The organism is Sediminibacterium sp. FW305-C-61 (assembly GCF_058231065.1).
Window position 1 is genome coordinate 344,063 of record NZ_JBIQXR010000001.1, and the last position, 19,010, is coordinate 363,072.

The 19,010-nt window shown below is 38.9% G+C and carries 16 protein-coding genes; 5 read left to right on the top strand and 11 right to left on the bottom strand.

What is annotated here, in order from left to right; genetic code table 11:
• Window positions 1-10 precede the first annotated feature (10 nt).
• The gene (locus tag ACH30E_RS01490) at window positions 11-505 is read right to left on the bottom strand and encodes an SET domain-containing protein-lysine N-methyltransferase (protein WP_294989539.1); all 495 of its coding nucleotides are present in this window, start codon (window positions 503-505) and stop codon (window positions 11-13) included.
• 267 nt (window positions 506-772) lie between these two features.
• Between ACH30E_RS01490 and ACH30E_RS01495 the strand changes: the two genes are divergently transcribed.
• From ACH30E_RS01495 to ACH30E_RS01505, 3 genes are all read left to right on the top strand, one after another.
• Window positions 773-1,246: a RidA family protein gene (locus ACH30E_RS01495; RefSeq protein WP_490823332.1), complete on the top strand. Its 474-nt coding sequence runs from the start codon at window positions 773-775 to the stop codon at window positions 1,244-1,246.
• Window positions 1,247-1,262: 16 nt separating this feature from the next.
• On the top strand, window positions 1,263-2,378 hold the full coding sequence (locus ACH30E_RS01500) for a D-TA family PLP-dependent enzyme (RefSeq protein ID WP_490823334.1): 1,116 nt from the start codon (window positions 1,263-1,265) through the stop codon (window positions 2,376-2,378).
• 74 nt (window positions 2,379-2,452) lie between these two features.
• Window positions 2,453-2,908 (top strand): hypothetical protein, encoded by a 456-nt coding sequence (locus ACH30E_RS01505; protein ID WP_490823336.1) that lies wholly within the window; start codon window positions 2,453-2,455, stop codon window positions 2,906-2,908.
• A gap of 217 nt (window positions 2,909-3,125) precedes the next feature.
• Here the strand turns inward: ACH30E_RS01505 and ACH30E_RS01510 are convergent, their stop codons facing one another.
• The 4 genes from ACH30E_RS01510 to ACH30E_RS01525 form a co-directional block, all read right to left on the bottom strand.
• Window positions 3,126-3,599 (bottom strand): hypothetical protein, encoded by a 474-nt coding sequence (locus ACH30E_RS01510; RefSeq protein WP_294989551.1) that lies wholly within the window; start codon window positions 3,597-3,599, stop codon window positions 3,126-3,128.
• A gap of 64 nt (window positions 3,600-3,663) precedes the next feature.
• Window positions 3,664-4,110, bottom strand: coding sequence for a DMT family transporter (locus ACH30E_RS01515; protein WP_490823339.1), 447 nt, complete (start codon window positions 4,108-4,110; stop codon window positions 3,664-3,666).
• An 11-nt stretch (window positions 4,111-4,121) separates the two neighbouring features.
• Window positions 4,122-5,354, bottom strand: coding sequence for a DEAD/DEAH box helicase (locus ACH30E_RS01520; protein WP_490823341.1), 1,233 nt, complete (start codon window positions 5,352-5,354; stop codon window positions 4,122-4,124).
• 53 nt (window positions 5,355-5,407) lie between these two features.
• Window positions 5,408-6,481 carry an iron-containing alcohol dehydrogenase family protein gene (locus tag ACH30E_RS01525; RefSeq protein WP_294989560.1) on the bottom strand — a complete coding sequence of 358 codons (1,074 nt, stop codon included), beginning with the start codon at window positions 6,479-6,481 and terminating at the stop codon, window positions 5,408-5,410.
• Between the two features lie 167 nt (window positions 6,482-6,648).
• Between ACH30E_RS01525 and ACH30E_RS01530 the strand changes: the two genes are divergently transcribed.
• Both ACH30E_RS01530 and ACH30E_RS01535 read left to right on the top strand, forming a co-directional pair.
• A complete protein-coding gene (locus tag ACH30E_RS01530) occupies window positions 6,649-7,773 on the top strand; it encodes a hypothetical protein (protein ID WP_490823343.1) in 1,125 nt (374 codons plus the stop codon).
• A complete protein-coding gene (locus tag ACH30E_RS01535; RefSeq protein ID WP_490823345.1) occupies window positions 7,770-11,327 on the top strand; it encodes a sulfatase-like hydrolase/transferase in 3,558 nt (1,185 codons plus the stop codon). The genes ACH30E_RS01530 and ACH30E_RS01535 overlap by 4 nt, the downstream gene beginning before the upstream one ends.
• A 3-nt stretch (window positions 11,328-11,330) precedes the next feature.
• On the opposite strand, the gene ACH30E_RS01540 is transcribed toward ACH30E_RS01535, so the two are convergent.
• The 6 genes from ACH30E_RS01540 to ACH30E_RS01565 all read right to left on the bottom strand — a co-directional run bounded on the left by ACH30E_RS01540 (window position 11,331) and on the right by ACH30E_RS01565 (window position 18,960).
• A complete protein-coding gene (locus ACH30E_RS01540) occupies window positions 11,331-12,527 on the bottom strand; it encodes a hypothetical protein (RefSeq protein WP_490823347.1) in 1,197 nt (398 codons plus the stop codon).
• Window positions 12,509-13,771: a YaiO family outer membrane beta-barrel protein gene (locus tag ACH30E_RS01545; protein ID WP_490823349.1), complete on the bottom strand. Its 1,263-nt coding sequence runs from the start codon at window positions 13,769-13,771 to the stop codon at window positions 12,509-12,511. The genes ACH30E_RS01540 and ACH30E_RS01545 overlap by 19 nt, the downstream gene beginning before the upstream one ends.
• A gap of 24 nt (window positions 13,772-13,795) precedes the next feature.
• Entirely contained in the window at window positions 13,796-14,167 is a 372-nt protein-coding gene (locus ACH30E_RS01550) for a response regulator transcription factor (RefSeq protein WP_294989574.1), read from the bottom strand.
• A gap of 49 nt (window positions 14,168-14,216) precedes the next feature.
• Entirely contained in the window at window positions 14,217-17,195 is a 2,979-nt protein-coding gene (locus ACH30E_RS01555) for a PAS domain S-box protein (protein ID WP_490823351.1), read from the bottom strand.
• Window positions 17,196-17,277: 82 nt separating this feature from the next.
• Window positions 17,278-18,006: a 3-deoxy-manno-octulosonate cytidylyltransferase gene (gene kdsB / locus ACH30E_RS01560; protein ID WP_490823352.1), complete on the bottom strand. Its 729-nt coding sequence runs from the start codon at window positions 18,004-18,006 to the stop codon at window positions 17,278-17,280.
• A gap of 132 nt (window positions 18,007-18,138) precedes the next feature.
• The gene (locus tag ACH30E_RS01565) at window positions 18,139-18,960 is read right to left on the bottom strand and encodes a sterol desaturase family protein (RefSeq protein ID WP_490823354.1); all 822 of its coding nucleotides are present in this window, start codon (window positions 18,958-18,960) and stop codon (window positions 18,139-18,141) included.
• Between the last annotated feature and the right edge of the window lie 50 nt (window positions 18,961-19,010).

The following is a 19,010-nucleotide window of genomic DNA, read 5'->3' on the forward strand; positions in this document are numbered from 1 at the left end:
GAATAAATAACTATCTGTTTTGAATTTGCATCTGAATAAATTTTGTCAGGCGATAGCCATTTAGTTGTTCATCTCTTAACGAAGCAGCGCCACCAATGGTTCCCAGGCAAGCTGCACTACCACAATTACAGGAAAATGGTGATGCCATCTGCCATTCAGTTGACGGATAAAAAAATACCATTTCATCATCAGGCTGAATAGGCTTTAACGCAATCAGTTCCATAGCATCTGTATCGAAAAAAACATTAGGGTCACAACTATGATTTGTGAACTGCAAACATTCAGGTGATAAAGAAATATGTTTTTGTGAACCTGTTTGTAAAGTAAGATAATTGGGTGTAGTGAAAGTTTCAATCGCTGCAAAAGTGCAGATGATATCTCCCGCATCAAAAAATGCAGTTGCGTGCAAAGAGAATTGTCCACTTGCAGGATTTCTGAACACTTTTGCAAACTCTGTTTTTGCAATGGTCGGTACTTCCGGAATTACCAATGGTAAAGGTATCATCAGGCCTCAGGATTAACTCTTTAAAGTACAAAATACTCTAGCACCGATAGGGATATAGAAAGGGTATTAGTTCACATTTAACTGGGAATTATGCACAATAGGTGCGGGGCTATGGGAGATGGTCCATGGTCCATAGTCCATAGACCATAGACAATACATCGTACTACAATCTGCTTAAATATGGACTATCGACCATGGACCATGGACTTCCCTCTATATTGGTAACTGTACGAAATCCATTATTTTCAATCCACTAAACCTGCTGTTATGGAAATCCTTACACCTGATGAAGCGTTCGAGGCACTTCAATTAACACTTCCGCCTGCACCTGCACCACTTGGCGTTTATAAACCTTGTTTGGTTGATGGTAATCACCTTTACCTTTCCGGACATGGTACTTTACAAAATGATGGGAGTTGGATTGTTGGTATCGTTGGATTGGATATGGACAATGAAACAGCCAAACTTGCAGCCAGACAGGTCGGGCTTGCCATGTTGGCTACCATCAGGCAATCTTTGGGTAGCTTCAATAAAATAAAAAGGGTCATCAAAGTATTAGGAATGGTTAATGCGGTACAGGGATTTTCAGATCACCCATTTGTCATCAACGGATGTAGTGAATTATTTGCTGCTATATGGGGACCAGAGAATGGTATTGGCGTAAGAAGTGCAGTGGGCATGAGTTCGCTTCCTGGAAATATTCCTGTTGAAATTGAAGCCATCTTTGAATTACATAGCTGAACCTAATCATATTCCCATGCTTTCAACATCAAACTGGTACGCGCTGCAGGATGCAGATAAAATAGATACACCAGCATTATTGGTTTACCCGGACCGGGTTGAACAAAATATTGTGGCGGCGATTAACATGACAGGCAACCCTGACAGACTAAGACCACATATTAAAACACATAAAACCAAAGAAGTAACGGCTTTACTTATGAAGCATGGCGTACACCAATTTAAATGCGCCACCATTGCCGAAGCTGAACTGCTTGGTATGTCCGGTGCAAGAGATGTATTGCTTGCCTATCAGCCCCTTGGACCAAAACTGGATCGCTTTATTGCGCTAATGCATCATTATAAGAATACCGTGTATGCCTGTCTTACAGATAATATTACCTCCGCTACAACCATAGCATTAAAAGCAGCGGAACATAAATTTGTAATACCCGTTTACATCGATTTAAACGTTGGCATGAACAGAACCGGTATTGTACCTGAGTCTGCTTTAGAGCTGGTTGCATTTTGCCTTCAGCAACCCAGTCTAAAACTCATGGGGTTACACGCTTATGATGGACATTTACGTAACCCTGATCCTGAAAAAAGAAAACAGGAATGTGATCAAGGATTTAAAAGAGTGACCGATTTACAAACACAGATCAATCAGCAATACCAATTTAACCTCCCCATTATTGCAGGTGGCAGTCCAAGTTTTCCCATTCACGCCCAAAGAGAAGAAGTGGTATGCAGTCCGGGTACATTCGTGTATTGGGATTATGGTTATGGTTATTCTTTTCCAGAACAACCATTTAAACATGCTGCATTGGTCATGACACGCATTGTATCATTACCTGCACCTGGTATGATTTGTACAGACCTTGGTCATAAATCAATTGCTGCAGAAAACACCATTGATAAGCGGGTGATATTTTTAAATGCAACAGACCTTATACCTGTATCACAAAGTGAAGAGCACCTGGTTTTAAAAGCACCCATAGATCATACCTACAAGCCAGGTGACATTTTATATGGATTGCCTTATCATATTTGTCCAACCTGCGCATTATATGAAAGAGCTTATGCTGTTGAAGATCAACAGGCAAAAAACGAATGGATGATTATTGGACGGAACAGGAAAATAATCTATTGATAACCAATACTTTATCTTGATCAAATTTGTTTTGGCATCCTATTTGCCTATTAATGGGTACAAAACAATGCATCATGAAAAAGATTATTATCATTCTGGGAATTGTATTTAGTGTGTTTATCGTTCAGAAGTCTGAGGCACAGATACGCATCAATGCGAACATTAATATCGGTACACAGCCTTTGTGGGGGCCTGTGGGTTATGATTATGTAGATTATTATTACCTGCCCGACATGGATGTTTATTATTACGTACCTGAACGCAGGTTTATTTACCTCGATGCTGGTCGCTGGATTTTTGCAGCTTCTTTACCAACAAGGTTTGGAAGAGTTAATTTATATGCCACTCCCAAAATTGTTATCAATGAACCCAAGCCATATTTAAGAGCCGATGTATATCGTGTTAAATACAAGGGATGGAAAGGCCCAAAACAGATTGTAATTCGTGATAGTGATGATGACCGTTACAGAAACCACCCAGGCAGAGCCGTTGGGCATAGTAAGGGTAAGGGGAAAAAAGGTAAGGGATGAGGTGTTAGGAGTTAGGTATTAGGTGTTAGGTGTTAGGTATTAGGTATTAGCGGCTGTTAAAGCGAGTAAAGTGTTGAAAAATAGACCCAATTTTATCAGGCTGTTTAGATAGAACGCAGATTTATCATGGTTATCATGATAAATCTGCGTTCCTTTTCCGCTTACATACAGTTTGAACTCTTGGTTCGCATCATTAGCTAAAGGCTAACTGCTATAATTACTCAAAAGTCTCTCTTTCTTTTTTAGAAGTATTTCTGCCGACAGCGTAGTGTGGTTTGAGTTCTTTGTATATCTGGTTAAATTGTTCACTGCCAGATAATGCGGCATTTTTTGAATTATGGAAATATGCCCTTGTTTGTTTTAGTATTTCATTACCGAGTAATAATTTGGCATCTTCCATTTTGGTTCTTACTTCATCCAGTTCAGCAATCAGTTCATTGTATTGTTTATATAACTGAACATAATTATTGCAGGTGTTTACGTCTACATAAGAAGGTACTGTTGCCGGATTTTTACGCATGTAAAGCACCGCTTTTTCCACAAATTCTTTTTTCTTGTCGTTCAGTTTAAACATACTCCTGCGTTCCGTAGGTTTCAGTTTTATGTTCTGCGGCAACATATTTCTCAATGCGGCGATATGCTGTCTGAACGACATCAATTCTGAACCTACAAAACTTCTGAAAGAGGCCATAACAGGTTATTTATTCCTATAACGCTGTTATGAAATAGAAAATTGCTCAATAAATAATATTTAATCAGCCTTTTCTGTTAATGAGGTATGCGCCGCAGATTAACATCGCTACACCTAGTAATTTAGTCCAGTTAATAGGACTTTGGCGAAAACCAAATAGTCCGAAATGGTCAAAGACCAGTGCAAAGAGCAGTTGCCCGGCAATAACCAGTGCAAAAACATTGGCTGATCCTATTTGCTGAACCGAATAGATGATAACGGTAACAAAAAATGCACCCAGCAGTCCGCCCGTGAATTTATACCATTCTATTTGTTGCAATTGCTGTGTGCCTGGCAGTGGCTGTCGGGTAATGGCAATAATGAGTGCCAGTGCGATGGTGCCAACCAGGAAGGAGATAAAAGCTGCTACCCATTGATTATTCACAGCTACTTTTAACTGGCTGTTTACACCAGCCTGGGTTGTAATGGTTAATCCTGCCATTAAAGGAAGGATATAAACAAGGTATTTCATCTTCTAGCTTATTATCGCTGTTGTTTTCTGTTTGAACCAGATCTTCCTCTACCCTGGTAGCCCCTATTTTGCCCACCAGATCTTGGTGCCCGGGGAGAATAGGCTGGTGTAGGACCAAACTCTTCAGGAACATTTCCTTTTGGAACGGGCTCGCCTAACAATGATTCTATTGCGGCCATTTTATTTTGTTCTTTTTCACCCACCAATGTAAACGCAGTGCCGGTACTGGCTGCGCGGGCTGTTCGCCCGATACGGTGTACATAATCTTCTCCATCATTCGGTACATCGTAATTAATTACCAGGTCAATATCTTCAATATCAATTCCCCGGCTGAGGATATCTGTAGCAACGAGGATATTTAATTTCTTGTTGCGGAAGTCTTGTAATACCTGTTCACGTTTTTGTTGATCGAGGTCTGAATGAATTTCTTCTGCAGAAAGTTTTGCTTTTTTTAGTTCAGCAGTAAGTTGTTTTACATTTTGTTTCTTCGAGCAAAAAACAATTACATTCTGAAATTTTTTACTGCTCAGCATATCTTTTATAATCGGCACTTTTTGTGCTTCATATACAATAAATGCTTTTTGTACAATCTTTTCTGGTGGCTTTGAAATAGCGATATTTATTTCAACAGGCTCATGCAATATTTTTCTGGCCAGCTCCCGCATTTTCTGTGGCATGGTGGCTGAAAAAAGCAGGTTCTGTCGTTCTTTTGGCAGGAAGGAAATGATTTTCATGATATCATCATTAAAACCCATATCCAGCATCCGATCGGCTTCATCCAATACAAGGTATTTGAGTCCTTTCAGCTTCACATAACCCATATTCAGGTGGGCTATCATTCGACCAGGTGTACAAACCACTATATCAACTCCCTGTGTTAATGCCTTTTTTTCACTGTTGAATGAATTACCATCACCTCCACCATACACTGCAATAGAACTCACATCGGTAAAATAAGATAAGCCTTCAAGTCCTTCAGCAATTTGAATAGCCAGCTCCCTGGTTGGAACAATAATCATGGCATTGATATCATTCACTGAATGCGGAACAGTTAATAACCTATGTATCAGTGGTAATAAAAAGGCGGCTGTTTTACCAGTGCCTGTTTGTGCGGATGCAATAATATCTTTTCCTTCCAGTATGGGAACCATCACCTGTTGTTGAACCGGTGTGGCTGTTTCATATCCCATAGCGTCTATACCATCCAGTATGCGTTGATCCAGTCCTAAGTCAGTAAACTTCAAAATAGTTGAATTATAATTTGAGCGTTGCTGGTAAAGGTACTACGAAAGAGTGGTTATAATTTTTCAAATAATTTCCTGAGTTTTTCCCTCGTCATTATTTTCTCCCAATCCTTACCTAAAGCATTTTCCCATAGTGGTTTCATGCCCATTGATACATTGATCATGGTGTCGAACTGTTCGTCGGTAAGCCCTTTACATATTCCCTGTGGAATTTCAATATGGTTCTTCTCAACCATGTATTTAAACTCTTTCACGCCGGCAGGATAATATTCTTCCAGGTGGTTCATCACAATACAGTTACCGATACCATGTTTAGTACCTAATAAGTAACTAAGTCCATAACTTACTGCATGCGCCACACCCACCTGTGAATAGGCAATACTCATACCTCCTGCATAAGATGCCATCATCAGTTGATCATCACTTTCATCATCCCAGTGATCTTTTTCTACAAATACTTTCTGGCAAAGTTGAAGGGCTTTTTCGCCGTAGCTCTTACTGAACTCATTCAGGTATGTGCCCTCGAGGCTTTCTATACAATGTATATAGCAATCCATACCGGTATAAAAACGCTGATTTACCGGCGCGTTTTGGGTTAGTTCAGGATCAAGTACGATTTGATCAAAAGGAGTAAAGTCGCTATTCATCCCCAATTTTCTGGTTGGACCAGTTAAAACGGTTGTACGGCTTACTTCTGCGCCGGTGCCGCTGAGTGTTGGGATACCCGCTTTGTAAACGCCTGGAAATTTCACCAGATCCCAACCCTGGTAATCGGCCGAAGAACCTGGGTTATTCATCATCAGTGACACGGCTTTGGCCAAATCCATAGTTGAACCTCCCCCGATGCCAATTACGCCACTAACGGTTCCAAATTTCTCTTTTAAACTATTCGCCAGTGCATCTACCTGTGTGGTTTTGGGTTCATAGGTAACATCTGCAAAGATAATTTCGTCTTTCCCACGCAGCGGTACACGACTAGCGAGGGGCTTCCCCTCGAAAAAATGGTCAACAAGGAATATCATTGGCGCATCAGCCTTTCTTCTGGGCGCAAGTATTTCGTCTAGCTGGTTAAAAGCACCACGTCCAAACACTACGTAATCAACCATTTTAAAGTTCCGGAAGCTCATGATCGTTGTTTTTAATAAGATTATGCAAACATACTCAGAAGCATTTACTTCCCGAAAATCAAAGAGAAAGGAATTTTCAGGAATTTAACAGGGAAGGTTTTTTCCTTCTATTTCGAGGTTTGATGTATTTTACTGCTTCAAAGTATTGATAAGTTTACATGTTTGTAATGTTGCAGCAAATACTAACAGCACCTCTGCTTAAAGGTTCGATTGGTAAAGACTTCCTGACTTTTATGAGTCCGGAGAACCTACTGATCGGTGTACAGGTAATGGCTGTAGGTATTATGCTGATTATCATTCTTATCTATGCCCAGTTAATGGCCAAAAAAAGGATGCATTTTCATATAACCCGCATCCGAAATAATATTGAAGTGTGGATCAGCCAGATTATTCTGGAAGAATCAGTTGATGGCATTGAGATTCCCAAAAAATTTTACCGCTTACTCGACGATCCAAAGGCCCGACAGGTAGCCATTGATGAACTGGTTAATTGTAAAAAGAATTTTTCCGGACTGGTTGCAGAAAATATTGTGAGCCTTTATAATAAACTAGGCTTAAATGAAGACTCGCTTAATAAAATGAATAATAAGCGAAAATGGTATGTGAAAGCTAAAGGCATACAGGAGCTTTATTTAATGGACCAGAAAAAGCTGCTGACAAAAATTTACCGGGAAACCAATAGTACAAATGAATTTGTTCGTTCTGAAGCACAAATTGCCATACTATACCTCACCGGATTTAAAGGCCTTCGCTTTCTTGATGTAATATCTTACCCATTAACCCTTTGGCAGCAGATTAAACTATTGGAGCAATTGAGGTTATTTGGTAAGAAAGAAGACCTGTCTGACAGAATTCCGCGCTGGCTGCTTTCAAAGAATGATACGGTTATTATTTTTGCTTTGAGGCTGGCAGCAGAATACCAGCAATTTGGGGTTAAAAATGCAATAATGAACTGCCTGGTACATCCTTCTCCGGCTGTACGAACACGCGCCATTAAAACCTTGATCGTACTAGCAGATGAGCAAACTCCTTTTGTTTTGACCGGATATTATTCAAAAGAAACATTAGAAAACCAGGTACATATTTTAAATAGCCTCGCAAGCATGGCGACCGATGAACAGCAGTCGTTCTTAGAAAAATTATTAGATGCGCCGGAAAATATCATCAAACTAAAAGCAGCCATCGTTCTTGCAAATAATTGTACAGACGGTATAGCTATACTCGAAAAAAAGGCTGCGCTGGAACCTGAACCATTTTTGCGAATACTTGGTCATGTTAAAACTGTTAAATGAACTGGACTTTAATAAAGGACATATTATTTGATCTACTTACTTACGGGATATTTATATATTCCACATTGCTATTATTATCTTATATAGCAATAGCCATATTTTCAATTGGTGAAACACGTAAGTATGTAAATAAAAATAGTTTTACCGATTACCGGGTACTTGCCTCTTCGGTACATTCACCTTCAGTAAGTATTCTGGCACCCGCTTATAATGAGGGGATGACTATTATTGAAAATGTAAGATCTCTCTTATCTATTTATTATACAAACCTCGAATTAATTGTTATCAATGATGGCAGTAAAGATGATTGTTTGCAAAAATTAATTACAGCTTATGAGCTTGAAAAAGTAGATTACTTCGTAGACTATAAAATAAAAACCAAAGAAGTAAGAGGTGTATATAAAAGTCGCAATCCTATTTACCAGAAACTATTGGTAGTTGATAAAGTGAACGGTGGAAAAGCAGATGCACTTAATGTGGGTATTAATATTTCTTCCAATAAATACCTTGTTTGTATTGATGTTGATTGTATCCTGGAACAAGATGCTTTGCTGAAAATGATTAAACCATTCCTGGAAGAATCAGGAGAAAAAGTAATTGCTTCCGGTGGTGTGGTTCGAATTGCCAATTCCTGTGTAATAGAAGATGGTAAACTCGTTAAAGTAAAACTGGCTTCCGACTACCTGCCACGGATGCAGATACTTGAATATATCCGCGCTTTTATATTAGGTAGAATGGCATGGAGCCGATTGAATGGGTTAATGCTTATTTCCGGTGCCTTTGGTGCTTTTGATAAAGAAATTGCCATTAAATGTGGCGGGTACGACCATAATACTGTAGGTGAAGACATGGAACTTGTTGTTCGCATGCGTAGGTATATGGAAGAGCGTAATGAGAAATACAGGGTTACCTATATTCCCGATCCGCTTTGCTGGACAGAAGCGCCCAGCACTTTTGATATCCTTGGTCGCCAGAGAAACAGATGGACCCGAGGCACTATTGAAACACTTAAGTTTCACAAAAAAATGTTTTTCAATCCTAAGTACGGTTTATTAGGAATGCTGAGTTACCCTTATTGGTTTTTCTTTGAAATGTGCGCACCCGTAATTGAGTTCTTCGGATTTGTCTGCTTCTTCATTTTTGCAGCATTCGGGTTGATGGACTGGGGTTTCTTTTTTGCTTACCTGCTTTTTATTATATCCTTTGGTTATCTCTATTCTGCCTTCGCAATTTTAATGGAAGTAATTACCTACAACCAATATAAACGGCGAACGGATATACTAATACTTATATTAACGGCAGTAACCGAGCCCTTCTATTTTCATCCATTTGTAGTGTGGAGTGCTATCAAAGGTTATATTGATTATTTCAGGAAGAAAAAGAGCTGGGGTGAAATGACCAGACAAGGTTTTGCAAAGAAGACGGCAGACAATACCCCAGTACCAATAGAAGAAGTTCCTGTAGTTGTTGTACCTGAACCAGTAATTATTGAAGAATCTGTTGAGCAACCAAAGCTTTCTTTCTATAAAAGAAACATCGGACCTTTTATTGCTAAAATACCTGGTACATTATTTGAATCCTTCCGCTATTATATAGCACATATATTGGTACTGTTGTTTCTGTTACTTGTAGGAAGATCTATAGAGTTGGGTCTAGATTACTATTCACATGGAAAGCCTGAACACTTGGATCGGATTTTATTATATGGAATGGCTAAAGATGTGGCTTTTGCAACTTTAATTACCATCTGGGGATACCTGCCTTTTACCTTATTGTTTATTATCAGGAAACAAGTTGCACATGTTGGCTTTATCATATTTGGAGCCGTGCTTATGCTTTCACAGCTCATGCTTTCGCAATACTTTGTAAGCTCGCTTGTTCCCTTAGGAGCGGATTTATGGAGTTATTCATGGGCAGATATAGAGCAAACCGTCGGCTCTTCCGGTAGTGTTTCCGTTTATTCTATTTTACTGATCATCGGTTGTTGCCTTTTTTATCTGATAAGTCTGATCAAATTACCTCGTCTCCTCATTCCGAATGATGGCATCGTAGTTTTCTTTATCCTTTCGATCTCTATTGCAGGTATTAGGGATATTACGAAGATTACCAATAATATGTTGCCCGGACAGGAATTCAGTAATAATCTATCACTGAATAAATCCTATCATTTTTACAAAGCATCATTCGATCATTTTTTCCCATCTGCAACAGACCAGGATATTTATAGTGATGATTACTTTGCAAGCGAAACACTTGAAAACATACAACTCGATAAAAATTATCCATTCCTACACCGTACAGATAGCAGCGCGAATGTATTAGCGCCGTTTTTCAATAGTCCTGATTCAACCCCACCTAATATTGTTATTCTATTGGTTGAAGGGTTGGGACGTGCATTCAGTAACCGAAACGCATACCTCGGAAGCTTTACTCCTTTTCTGGATTCTCTTTCAACCAGGAGCCTTTATTGGGAAAATTTCCTGAGTACAAGTGGCAGAAGTTTTGCAGGTTTACCTTCTATCTTAGGGTCACTTCCTTTTGCACAAACAGGATTCAATGAGCTTGGCAATGGAATGCCAAAACACAATTCACTCGTTAATCTTTTAAACCATAACGGATATAATACCTCCTTTTATTATGGTGGCGACGCCTCATTCGACAACATGTCCGGGTTTTTAAACAAATCCGGCATCAAACATATTTACGATGAAAAAACTTTCCCAACTACAGGTTACCAAAAATTGCCAAAATCATCTGCTGGCTTCAGTTGGGGTTATGACGATGCCTCTTTGTTAAAATATGTACTTACGGATACTGATACGATTACTCCTTCTCTAAAAGTTATTTTCACCGTTGCTACGCATAATCCGTTTCTGATCAATAATGAGTCGTTTTACATCAACCGTTTTGAGCAAAGAATGCAAGAGCTTAATTTTTCTGAGGATAAAAAGAAACAATACCGGAATTATTCAAAACAATATGCAAGTATACTATATGCCGATCAGGCTATAGAACAGTTTATCAAAGCTTATAGTAAGAGGGCAGATTTTACGAATACAGTGTTTCTCATAACAGGCGATCACCGTATGCCTGAAATACCCATGAGTACAAAATTAGACCGATACCACGTGCCTTTGCTCATTTACTCTCCAATGCTGAATACTACCAGAAAGTTTTCTTCTGTTTCAAGTCATTTCGATATAGCACCAACCTTATCTGCCTGGCTGAAATATAGTTATCGACTTGATATGCCTTCTATCGGAGCATGGATCGGTAATGGTATTGATACCGCTGTAGGATTCAGGAATATTCATGCAATTCCGTTAAAACAAACCAAACCTGATTTAAATGATTTTGTACGCGGTAACTATATGTTGAACGGAGATAATTTATTCAAAATCTCTCCTAAAATGGACCTTGAACCAGATAATAATCCGGAACAAACCATGATCCTTAAATCTGCATTCAACAGGTTTAAACAAATGAATAATGATTTTATGAAAAGTGGTCGCTTAATGCCAGACAGCCTTGTGAGAAAATTTGGTGGTCAATAATTACTAATGCAAAGAGCGATAGTAATCATTTAAAATAGTAGTGAGCAGTGGCCGGTAAAGATTCCAGAAAAAACTCTTTCTTTCAAGTGGTTCTCCTCTTGTATACATCATCCATTTAAAATAACCTATGCCTTTAAAATAGGAAGAATTAAGCGAAACCGGATTGTCACAAAAGTCGGCTGAAAAATAAAAGAAACGATAATCATTGTTCCGGTGAGCAGTAATAGCGGGAAACCGTTGTGGTATATTATATTTTGCCAGTTCTTTTGCCCCATTGTTATTCACACTGATATCAAAATTTGAAAGTACTTCGTTTTGCTTATGATCGACGCTAATAATGTCGAACCAAAAAGAATATTTGATACTTTCCGGTATACCATAATGATCCTTTGCTTCTTTCGTTGAATAGATAAAAGGTAATGCTCTTTGAAGATGTGTTTCATTCTCCAATATGACTACCTGATCATTTCCTGCATGAATAAGGGCGATACCACTTTTTTTAAACGGCCATTGGTTTTTATGTGTTCTTTGATAGTTTTTAATCAGCCATTGGGGTAGTTCCTTATTAATGGTAGTATCAAATGTTTCGAAATACCGGCCAATCCATCCCGACCATTTCATGCCAAACATTTCCTCAAATTGTCGCCTGATAGATGTATCGGTAGGTGACCCAATGGAGTTAAACTCAGTTATGATAAGCTTTTTTTGAGCTTTCATAATTTTTAAAAAAAGTAGATCCTGTTTACTCATTCCACCGTAAACCAGTCCTGATCTATCTTTTACATCCCCAACCTTAAACCATTCAGTTCTAAATACGCCATAAGCATCCGTTATATATGCTGCATCAGCCGTTTTACTAAGGTTTGCGAGTTGTGCAGAATCAAACCGCTCGAGTCCTTTCAACCTATATTTTTCCTTATCCATTGGAAAAAAACCAAAATAATCTATGTCCGGGTCGTATCGTTCAGACTTATTCTTGGTGAACTTTTCCTGGTTCAAGACCCAATGCAAGGAGATATGTTCTTGCCCGGGATATTGAACGACTGTTTTATCAACAATTGCGATTAATAATTTTCTGTTGGGGGTGAGGTACCAAACCAACATCATCAGGAAGGGGAATAAAAAAATAGACAGCACAAGCATGCCTCTCCAGGATATGGAGATTCGCTTTGTATTTTTCTTTAGAACCTTCTCAGCCATGCAACGCTGATTTGATATTGATTGCCGATTGTTTTCGGTAGGTATTCCTGGTTAAACCAGCCACCGTCGATCGTAAATACATTAAATCGTGCTACTTTCTTTTTAAATATAATGCCTGCTTTGTAAGAGATAAGTTTGGTATTACCGTTGATTTGAATGGCATTAAATCGATCATCCGGAGAAATACCATAGCCTACATTAAATCCCAGCATATCGTCTGCACTCGCATAATAATAACGTGCAGAAATATTGTACGAAGAGGAAACGGTGCTGGTAAATGTACTTGGGGTAATATAGGTTCTGGCACCAAACAACCAGCTTTTATAATATTTGCCGAGATAGCCGGTATATACCCAGGTAGGTGATCCGGTAAATTTTAAATAACGAACACCAAGCTCTGCTTCATAACTTTTGGGAAGATTGGCATACAATGAAAATCCACCTCTCCATTGCGGAAATACACCTACCTGATCAGAATAACCTAAACCAACATAACTATAAAAGGTATTCGATATTCTTGGATAAGCTTCCAGTTCGTATTGGTATCCGTTTGTTTTAAAACGGTTTGCATAAGTTATTCTGCCGGTTATGGAACCAATCCCTGTATTTCTTCCATAATCTACACTAATCAGGTGCCATGGGTCAGCAAACTGTTTATCAAAAGTTACAAAATCGTAGCTAACCCCTATTTTATTCTTTGCAGCATTTTCCCGAATGCGGTTGGCCAAAGCCCTGGCTTCTGTGTTGTTTTTATTCAATGTTACCAGTTCCTGCACCGCCTTATCTGCATCTATATACCTGCGCATGGCATTTAATGCCCGGGCTTTCTTTAATAGTAAACTTTCAGATTTGGGGTGATGTGAAAGACCTTCCTCCGCTACATTTAATGATTTCTGGTAATCATCTTTCCAAAATGTCATGTCTGCATAGGCATTGCAGGCATCTTCATAACCTGGTGTTTGCTTTAGTACTATTTCAAAGCAAATTTTTGCACTATCATAGTTTCTGGTCCAGGTATAAATTCTTCCCAGAAACACACGCAGATCCGCATAATTCGGACTAATCGCGAGTGCTTTGTATAAATAGGTTTTAGCCTTAGGATAATTATCTTCATCAAAAGCGGCTTTTTTGGCTGCTATCAATAAACCATCAGAGCTGGTGGTGTCAATCTGAGAAATAGCTTTTTCAGCTATAAGAAACAGGATTGAAAAACAACAGTATTTAAAGATTGCTGATAATCGCATGGCTACTGACTAAATTATCTTTGATCAGGATTTTCCGGAACGGGCCATCAGTCTTTTAACCCGGATGGATAGCTCGTTCAGGCTAAATGGTTTTGTTATATAATCATCGGCTCCGAGTTCAAATGCTTCCATTACCACTTTTTCTTGCTCCATTGCAGATAAGATGATAATGGGTATTTGTTTATCTGTTTTTTGTTTAAGCATAGCGGTAATTTCTAATCCGGATGCGTATGGCATCATGATATCAGAAATTACCAGATCGGGATTAAGTGCTTCTATTTGTGAAATGGCCTCTCTACCATCATGTGTTGTAATTACTTCATAGCCTTCTTTCTTAAGCTTAAGCTCGATTGTTTTCAACAACATGGGTTCATCTTCAGCTACAAGAATTTTCATATTCGGTCGGGGTAATTTGGATATTGAATTTAAAAGTACGTGTTTTCTCTTATTGACCCATGATATGTTGTTTTTCTTCCAACAACTGGGCCTGCATTTTATCAAAAAGCTGACTCACTTCTTTAATTTTTTCTTCAATCATTTCTGTATGTTTCTTTTCTCTTGCGTCTGCTTCTATTTTACCCAGTAATTCTGAAATCCTGGATGCTTGCAGCATTGCCAAAGCTCCTTTAAGTTTATGGGCCAGTTTATAAATATCATCGTACTGTTCCGTAGTTCCGATAGCCTGAAGCTCTTTAATCTGATCCGGCGTGTTTTCAAGGAAAAGGTTTAAAACATCCAATAAAGAATCTTTATCATCTAATCCTTCCAATAAAGAAAGATCATACAATTTTTCTTCGTTCATTATGGTTGTATTTGGGTTGTTCAATACATTCTTTGGTGAAAGTAGTTTTAATAATCTTTTATACAAATCATCAAATTCAAATGGCTTGAGCATAAATTCATTCATTCCCACCTGTTCGGCCCTTTCCTGATCACCTTTCAGGGCTGTTGCCGTCATAGCAATAATGGGCGTTTTAAGCTGTAAGGTCTTTCTTATATACTCTGTGGCCTCATAACCATCCATAACTGGCATCTGAATATCCATAATGATCAGGTCGTATTTATCTAAATGGCTTTCGACCAGGTCGATCGCCATTTGCCCGTTATTTGCAATGTCTACCACACCGCCAACTTTTTTAAGTACATAACTCACCAGCTTCTGATTAACCTCATTATCTTCTACCACCAGAAAATTTTTACCCTTTAATAAGAGTGATTCGTCTTCAACATCTTCTGCAGATTCTTTGGCGACTATTTCATAGGGTAATTTAACCGAGAAGATAGAACCACCACCGGGTATATTTGTTACGGAAATAGTACCGTGTTGTAACTCAACCAAACCCTTACATATAGCCAGTCCTAAACCGGCACCACCATAGTTTCTCGCTATATCCGGACCAGCTTGTGTAAACGCATCGAAAATGACTTCTCTTTTATCGTCAGGTATTCCAATCCCGGTATCAGCTACCGTAAACAGGAATTCAGCTTTTGTTCCCTGTAGATTTAACTGTTCAACCGTTAATTTAACCTGACCCGCAACAGTGAATTTAATGGCATTGCCTATAATATTTACCAGTACCTGGTTCAGCCTGTAAGGATCTCCTATTACTGTTTCCGGTAGACCTGGTTCGCACTCAACCAGTAATTGTAATTCTTTACGATTGATTTCATGTTCGAACTGAGCTTTAATTCCACTAATCACTTCCCTAATATTGAAAGCTGTTTTATCGATCGTAACCCTGCCAGCTTTTATTTTTGAGAAGTCGAGGATATCATTTACAATCACCAGCAGATTATTCACCGATCGTTTAATCATTCCGGTAAATTCTTTCTGCTGCTCATCAAGCTGGGTTTGCAAAAGCAGGTTTGTCATACCCTGTATACCATTCATAGGGGTTCGTATTTCATGGCTCATATTGGCCAGAAACTGCTCCTGCAATTGCTTTGCCTCTTCCGCATTTTTTCGCGCTTCAATAAGTTTTTGCTGATAGAGTACCCTGTCTGTTATATCTGTTGCTATACCACTGATGCCAAAGATTTTCTTTTTATGATCCATCAGCGGGAATTTAATCACCAACAGGTTTTTTCTTCCTTCCGGACCATAGATCCACTCTTCTGACTCAACCGGTTTTCTTGTGCTGAATACTTCATCATCTAAGCGTTTGTAATGATCTGCTGTTTCCTTTTCACTAAAATCATAATCTGTTTTATTGATCACCATTTCGTCGGTAACACCCATTACTTCCCTGAATCGCCTGTTAATCATTATGTATTTGCCATCGAGGTTCTTGATAAAAATCAGGGAAGTTGTATTCTCCATGATTGATTCAAGTCTTAATTGATTCTCTTTCCTTCTTTGTTCTGATTCTTTTAACTCGAGTTCGATTTTTTTCTTTTCTGTAATATCTTTTACCATACACTGGTAGCCGATTACAATATTATCCTTGGTAAGTAGTTGCGCAGTTTGTTCTACCCATTTTTGCTGACCATTTTTTGTTCTGGTAATAAATTCTAATGTAGTTGAGGGAATTCTTTGCTGAAACTGGTTGGTATAATGATTAAACACCTGTTGTAACCAGGATGGATGTAATAAAAAAGAAAAGTCTTTTCCAATTAATTCGTCTACTGTATACCCTGTTAGCTCTCCTACTTGTTTATTGGCAAATGTTATGGTTCCGTTTACATCGGTCGTATACATTACCACGCTGGCATTTTCGATGATGTTACGGTACTTTTCATCACTATAGCCAACACTTTCTTCCGCTTTTTTACGGAGGGTCAAGTCTCTGTTCAGTTGTATGATTAAAATCAGTACAACTAAAAATGCAATTACACCGCCAATTAAAGAAGTGTAACCAATACTGGAATAGGTTTTTTCATTAACTGTACCCCGGGCTATCAGTAATGTTTCTGCTTCTGCCGTAATATCATCCAGTATTTTATAGATTGAATGCGCAACCATGTTACCTTCTCCATCATAACCTATTCTATCCGAAATTGCTGTGGGCGATTGGTTACCTTGGAGTACACCTATTTGAAATTCACTTTTATTAGCCACCAATTGTTTAAGGATTGAAAGCTGGTCGATTGAAAAAGCTGTATCTCCTTTAAACCTGGTTTCCAGTTGTTGTATCAGTTGTTTTGCTTCGGCTTGTATATGCAGCACTTGTGGTTTCCAGGCAGTATCTTTCGATAGCATGAAATCTTTTGTGGAAGATTCAGCCTGGGCTATAACCGATTTCAGTTGTGATACTTCTTTCAGTATAGAATAAGTATGCGAAAGCCAGTTACCGGTTTTAGTTAGGTTTTGCTGTTGCTGGTATAACACCCCACCCAAACATACCAGGGTAAGTATTGAGAAAAAAAATAACCAGCGAACCCTGCCATACATTTTAGGTGCTTTGCTCTTTTGGGAAGTACTCATGCGTCAATCAGTTTGGGTAAAAACCGGGGTTCTGTAAAGATAGGTTTTGCCCGCCACTGTTGTATGTATTTGCCCGCTTTTATCAAGCCAATAAGGCTGCAGCTCTTTCGAGGTCTTCAGGGGTATCAATTTCTACACCCATATAATCTGTTACCACCATTTTAATAGTAACACCATTTTCAAGATAGCGCAAACATTCAATTTTTTCAGCTGATTCCAGTGGAGTCATGGCCCAGGACGTGAAATTCAACAGTGCCTGTTTTCTAAACGCATATACACCAATATGTTCATAATAGGTGATCGGGCTCTCAGTGCTTCTGGGATAGGGTATCACACTTCTTGAAAACATCAGTGCATTAAAGTTTCGGTCAATGGCCACTTTTACATAGTTCGGATCTTCAATAAACTTTTGCTCTTTCAGTACCTGCATCAAAGAGGCCACTTGTACCTGTTTACCCTCTTCGCCTTCAAAAACCTGTAATAACTGTGCCAGTGGCTCTTTTTTTACAAAGGGTTCATCACCCTGAACGTTTACTACAATATCAATATCCAAATCTGCTACTGCCTCTGCAATACGATCGCTGCCGCTTTCATGGTTCTTTTTACTCATAATGGCTTTACCACCATTATTTGTAATTTCCTGGAAAATAATATCACTGTCAGTAACTACATAAACATCATTGAATAAACCTGTTGCCACCGTATTATCATAGGTATGTCTGATAACAGGTTTGTTTCCCAGTAGTTGCATGAGTTTTGCCGGAAACCTGGTGGCGGCATATCGTGCCGGTATAAAAGCAGCAATTTTCATGGATCAAATTTCAGCAAAGATGAGCAATCGGAAGGACAATGAATGTTGAATATCCAATATCCAATGTCCAATTTTGAAATAGGATACTGCTTAACTTGGAAATTGGATATTCGATATTCAAAATTCCTCTCTTTATCTATCCGTCTTAACGCTATTGTCGAACGGTATTTTAAGTTGATAGCCCAGTTTACCATCGGTGTTGTCATCGAGTACATCAAGTCCATAGCGAAGTTGTTCCACCGGAGTATAATTAAACGTACCGAACAGGCGATCCCACAGAGAGAAGATATTGCCGTAGTTGGAATCGGTTTGTGGTCGTATGTAGTGATGGTGCACTTTATGCATATCGGGCGATACAATTATCAGGCTTATGGCTTTATCCAGCCAAAGGGGTAAGCGGATATTTGCATGGTTGAACTGCGATAGAACCGCGCTCAAACTTTGGTATAACATCACCAGCCACATAGGAGCCCCGCAAGCAACTACCCCAATCGTAGTAAAAACAGCACGGAATACGCTTTCACCCGGATGATGTCGGTTGGCGGTGGTGGTATCTACATGGGTATCGGCATGGTGTACCATGTGAAATTTCCACATCCATTTTACCTTGTGTTCAATAAAATGAATGAACCAGGCTCCGACCAGGTCGAGCAGCATTAACCCGCCGATTAGAAATACCCATTGCGGCATTTCAATCCATTGAAGGATGCCGATTTTATTTGCTATAGCCCAGTCGCTCGATTTTACTATCACCAGGGCAAAAGCAAAATTGATGACAATGGTAGTAATGGTAAAGAATATATTAATGGAGGCATGTTTCCATTTATTATAGCGGAATTTGAATAATGGAATAGCTCCTTCAATAATCCAGAAAAAAGTAATGCCGCCCGCAAGAATCAAGGCCCTGTGCAAACTGGGAATGCTACTGAAATATTGAATGATTGAGTCGATCATATGGGGTGCAATTGTTGCTTCAAGTTAGTAAATGTTGGGGGAAATTGAAA

What these genes read in the sequence shown, in the direction of transcription:
- ACH30E_RS01490 (WP_294989539.1), bottom strand. Translation starts at nt 505, where the DNA reads ATGATACCTTTACCATTGGTAATTCCGGAAGTACCGACCATTGCAAAA.
- ACH30E_RS01495 (WP_490823332.1), top strand. Translation starts at nt 773, where the DNA reads ATGGAAATCCTTACACCTGATGAAGCGTTCGAGGCACTTCAATTAACA.
- ACH30E_RS01500 (WP_490823334.1), top strand. Translation starts at nt 1,263, where the DNA reads ATGCTTTCAACATCAAACTGGTACGCGCTGCAGGATGCAGATAAAATA.
- ACH30E_RS01505 (WP_490823336.1), top strand. Translation starts at nt 2,453, where the DNA reads ATGAAAAAGATTATTATCATTCTGGGAATTGTATTTAGTGTGTTTATC.
- ACH30E_RS01510 (WP_294989551.1), bottom strand. Translation starts at nt 3,599, where the DNA reads ATGGCCTCTTTCAGAAGTTTTGTAGGTTCAGAATTGATGTCGTTCAGA.
- ACH30E_RS01515 (WP_490823339.1), bottom strand. Translation starts at nt 4,110, where the DNA reads ATGAAATACCTTGTTTATATCCTTCCTTTAATGGCAGGATTAACCATT.
- ACH30E_RS01525 (WP_294989560.1), bottom strand. Translation starts at nt 6,481, where the DNA reads ATGAGCTTCCGGAACTTTAAAATGGTTGATTACGTAGTGTTTGGACGT.
- ACH30E_RS01530 (WP_490823343.1), top strand. Translation starts at nt 6,649, where the DNA reads ATGTTGCAGCAAATACTAACAGCACCTCTGCTTAAAGGTTCGATTGGT.
- ACH30E_RS01535 (WP_490823345.1), top strand. Translation starts at nt 7,770, where the DNA reads ATGAACTGGACTTTAATAAAGGACATATTATTTGATCTACTTACTTAC.
- ACH30E_RS01540 (WP_490823347.1), bottom strand. Translation starts at nt 12,527, where the DNA reads ATGGCTGAGAAGGTTCTAAAGAAAAATACAAAGCGAATCTCCATATCC.
- ACH30E_RS01545 (WP_490823349.1), bottom strand. Translation starts at nt 13,771, where the DNA reads ATGCGATTATCAGCAATCTTTAAATACTGTTGTTTTTCAATCCTGTTT.
- ACH30E_RS01550 (WP_294989574.1), bottom strand. Translation starts at nt 14,167, where the DNA reads ATGAAAATTCTTGTAGCTGAAGATGAACCCATGTTGTTGAAAACAATC.
- ACH30E_RS01555 (WP_490823351.1), bottom strand. Translation starts at nt 17,195, where the DNA reads ATGAGTACTTCCCAAAAGAGCAAAGCACCTAAAATGTATGGCAGGGTT.
- kdsB (WP_490823352.1), bottom strand. Translation starts at nt 18,006, where the DNA reads ATGAAAATTGCTGCTTTTATACCGGCACGATATGCCGCCACCAGGTTT.
- ACH30E_RS01565 (WP_490823354.1), bottom strand. Translation starts at nt 18,960, where the DNA reads ATGATCGACTCAATCATTCAATATTTCAGTAGCATTCCCAGTTTGCAC.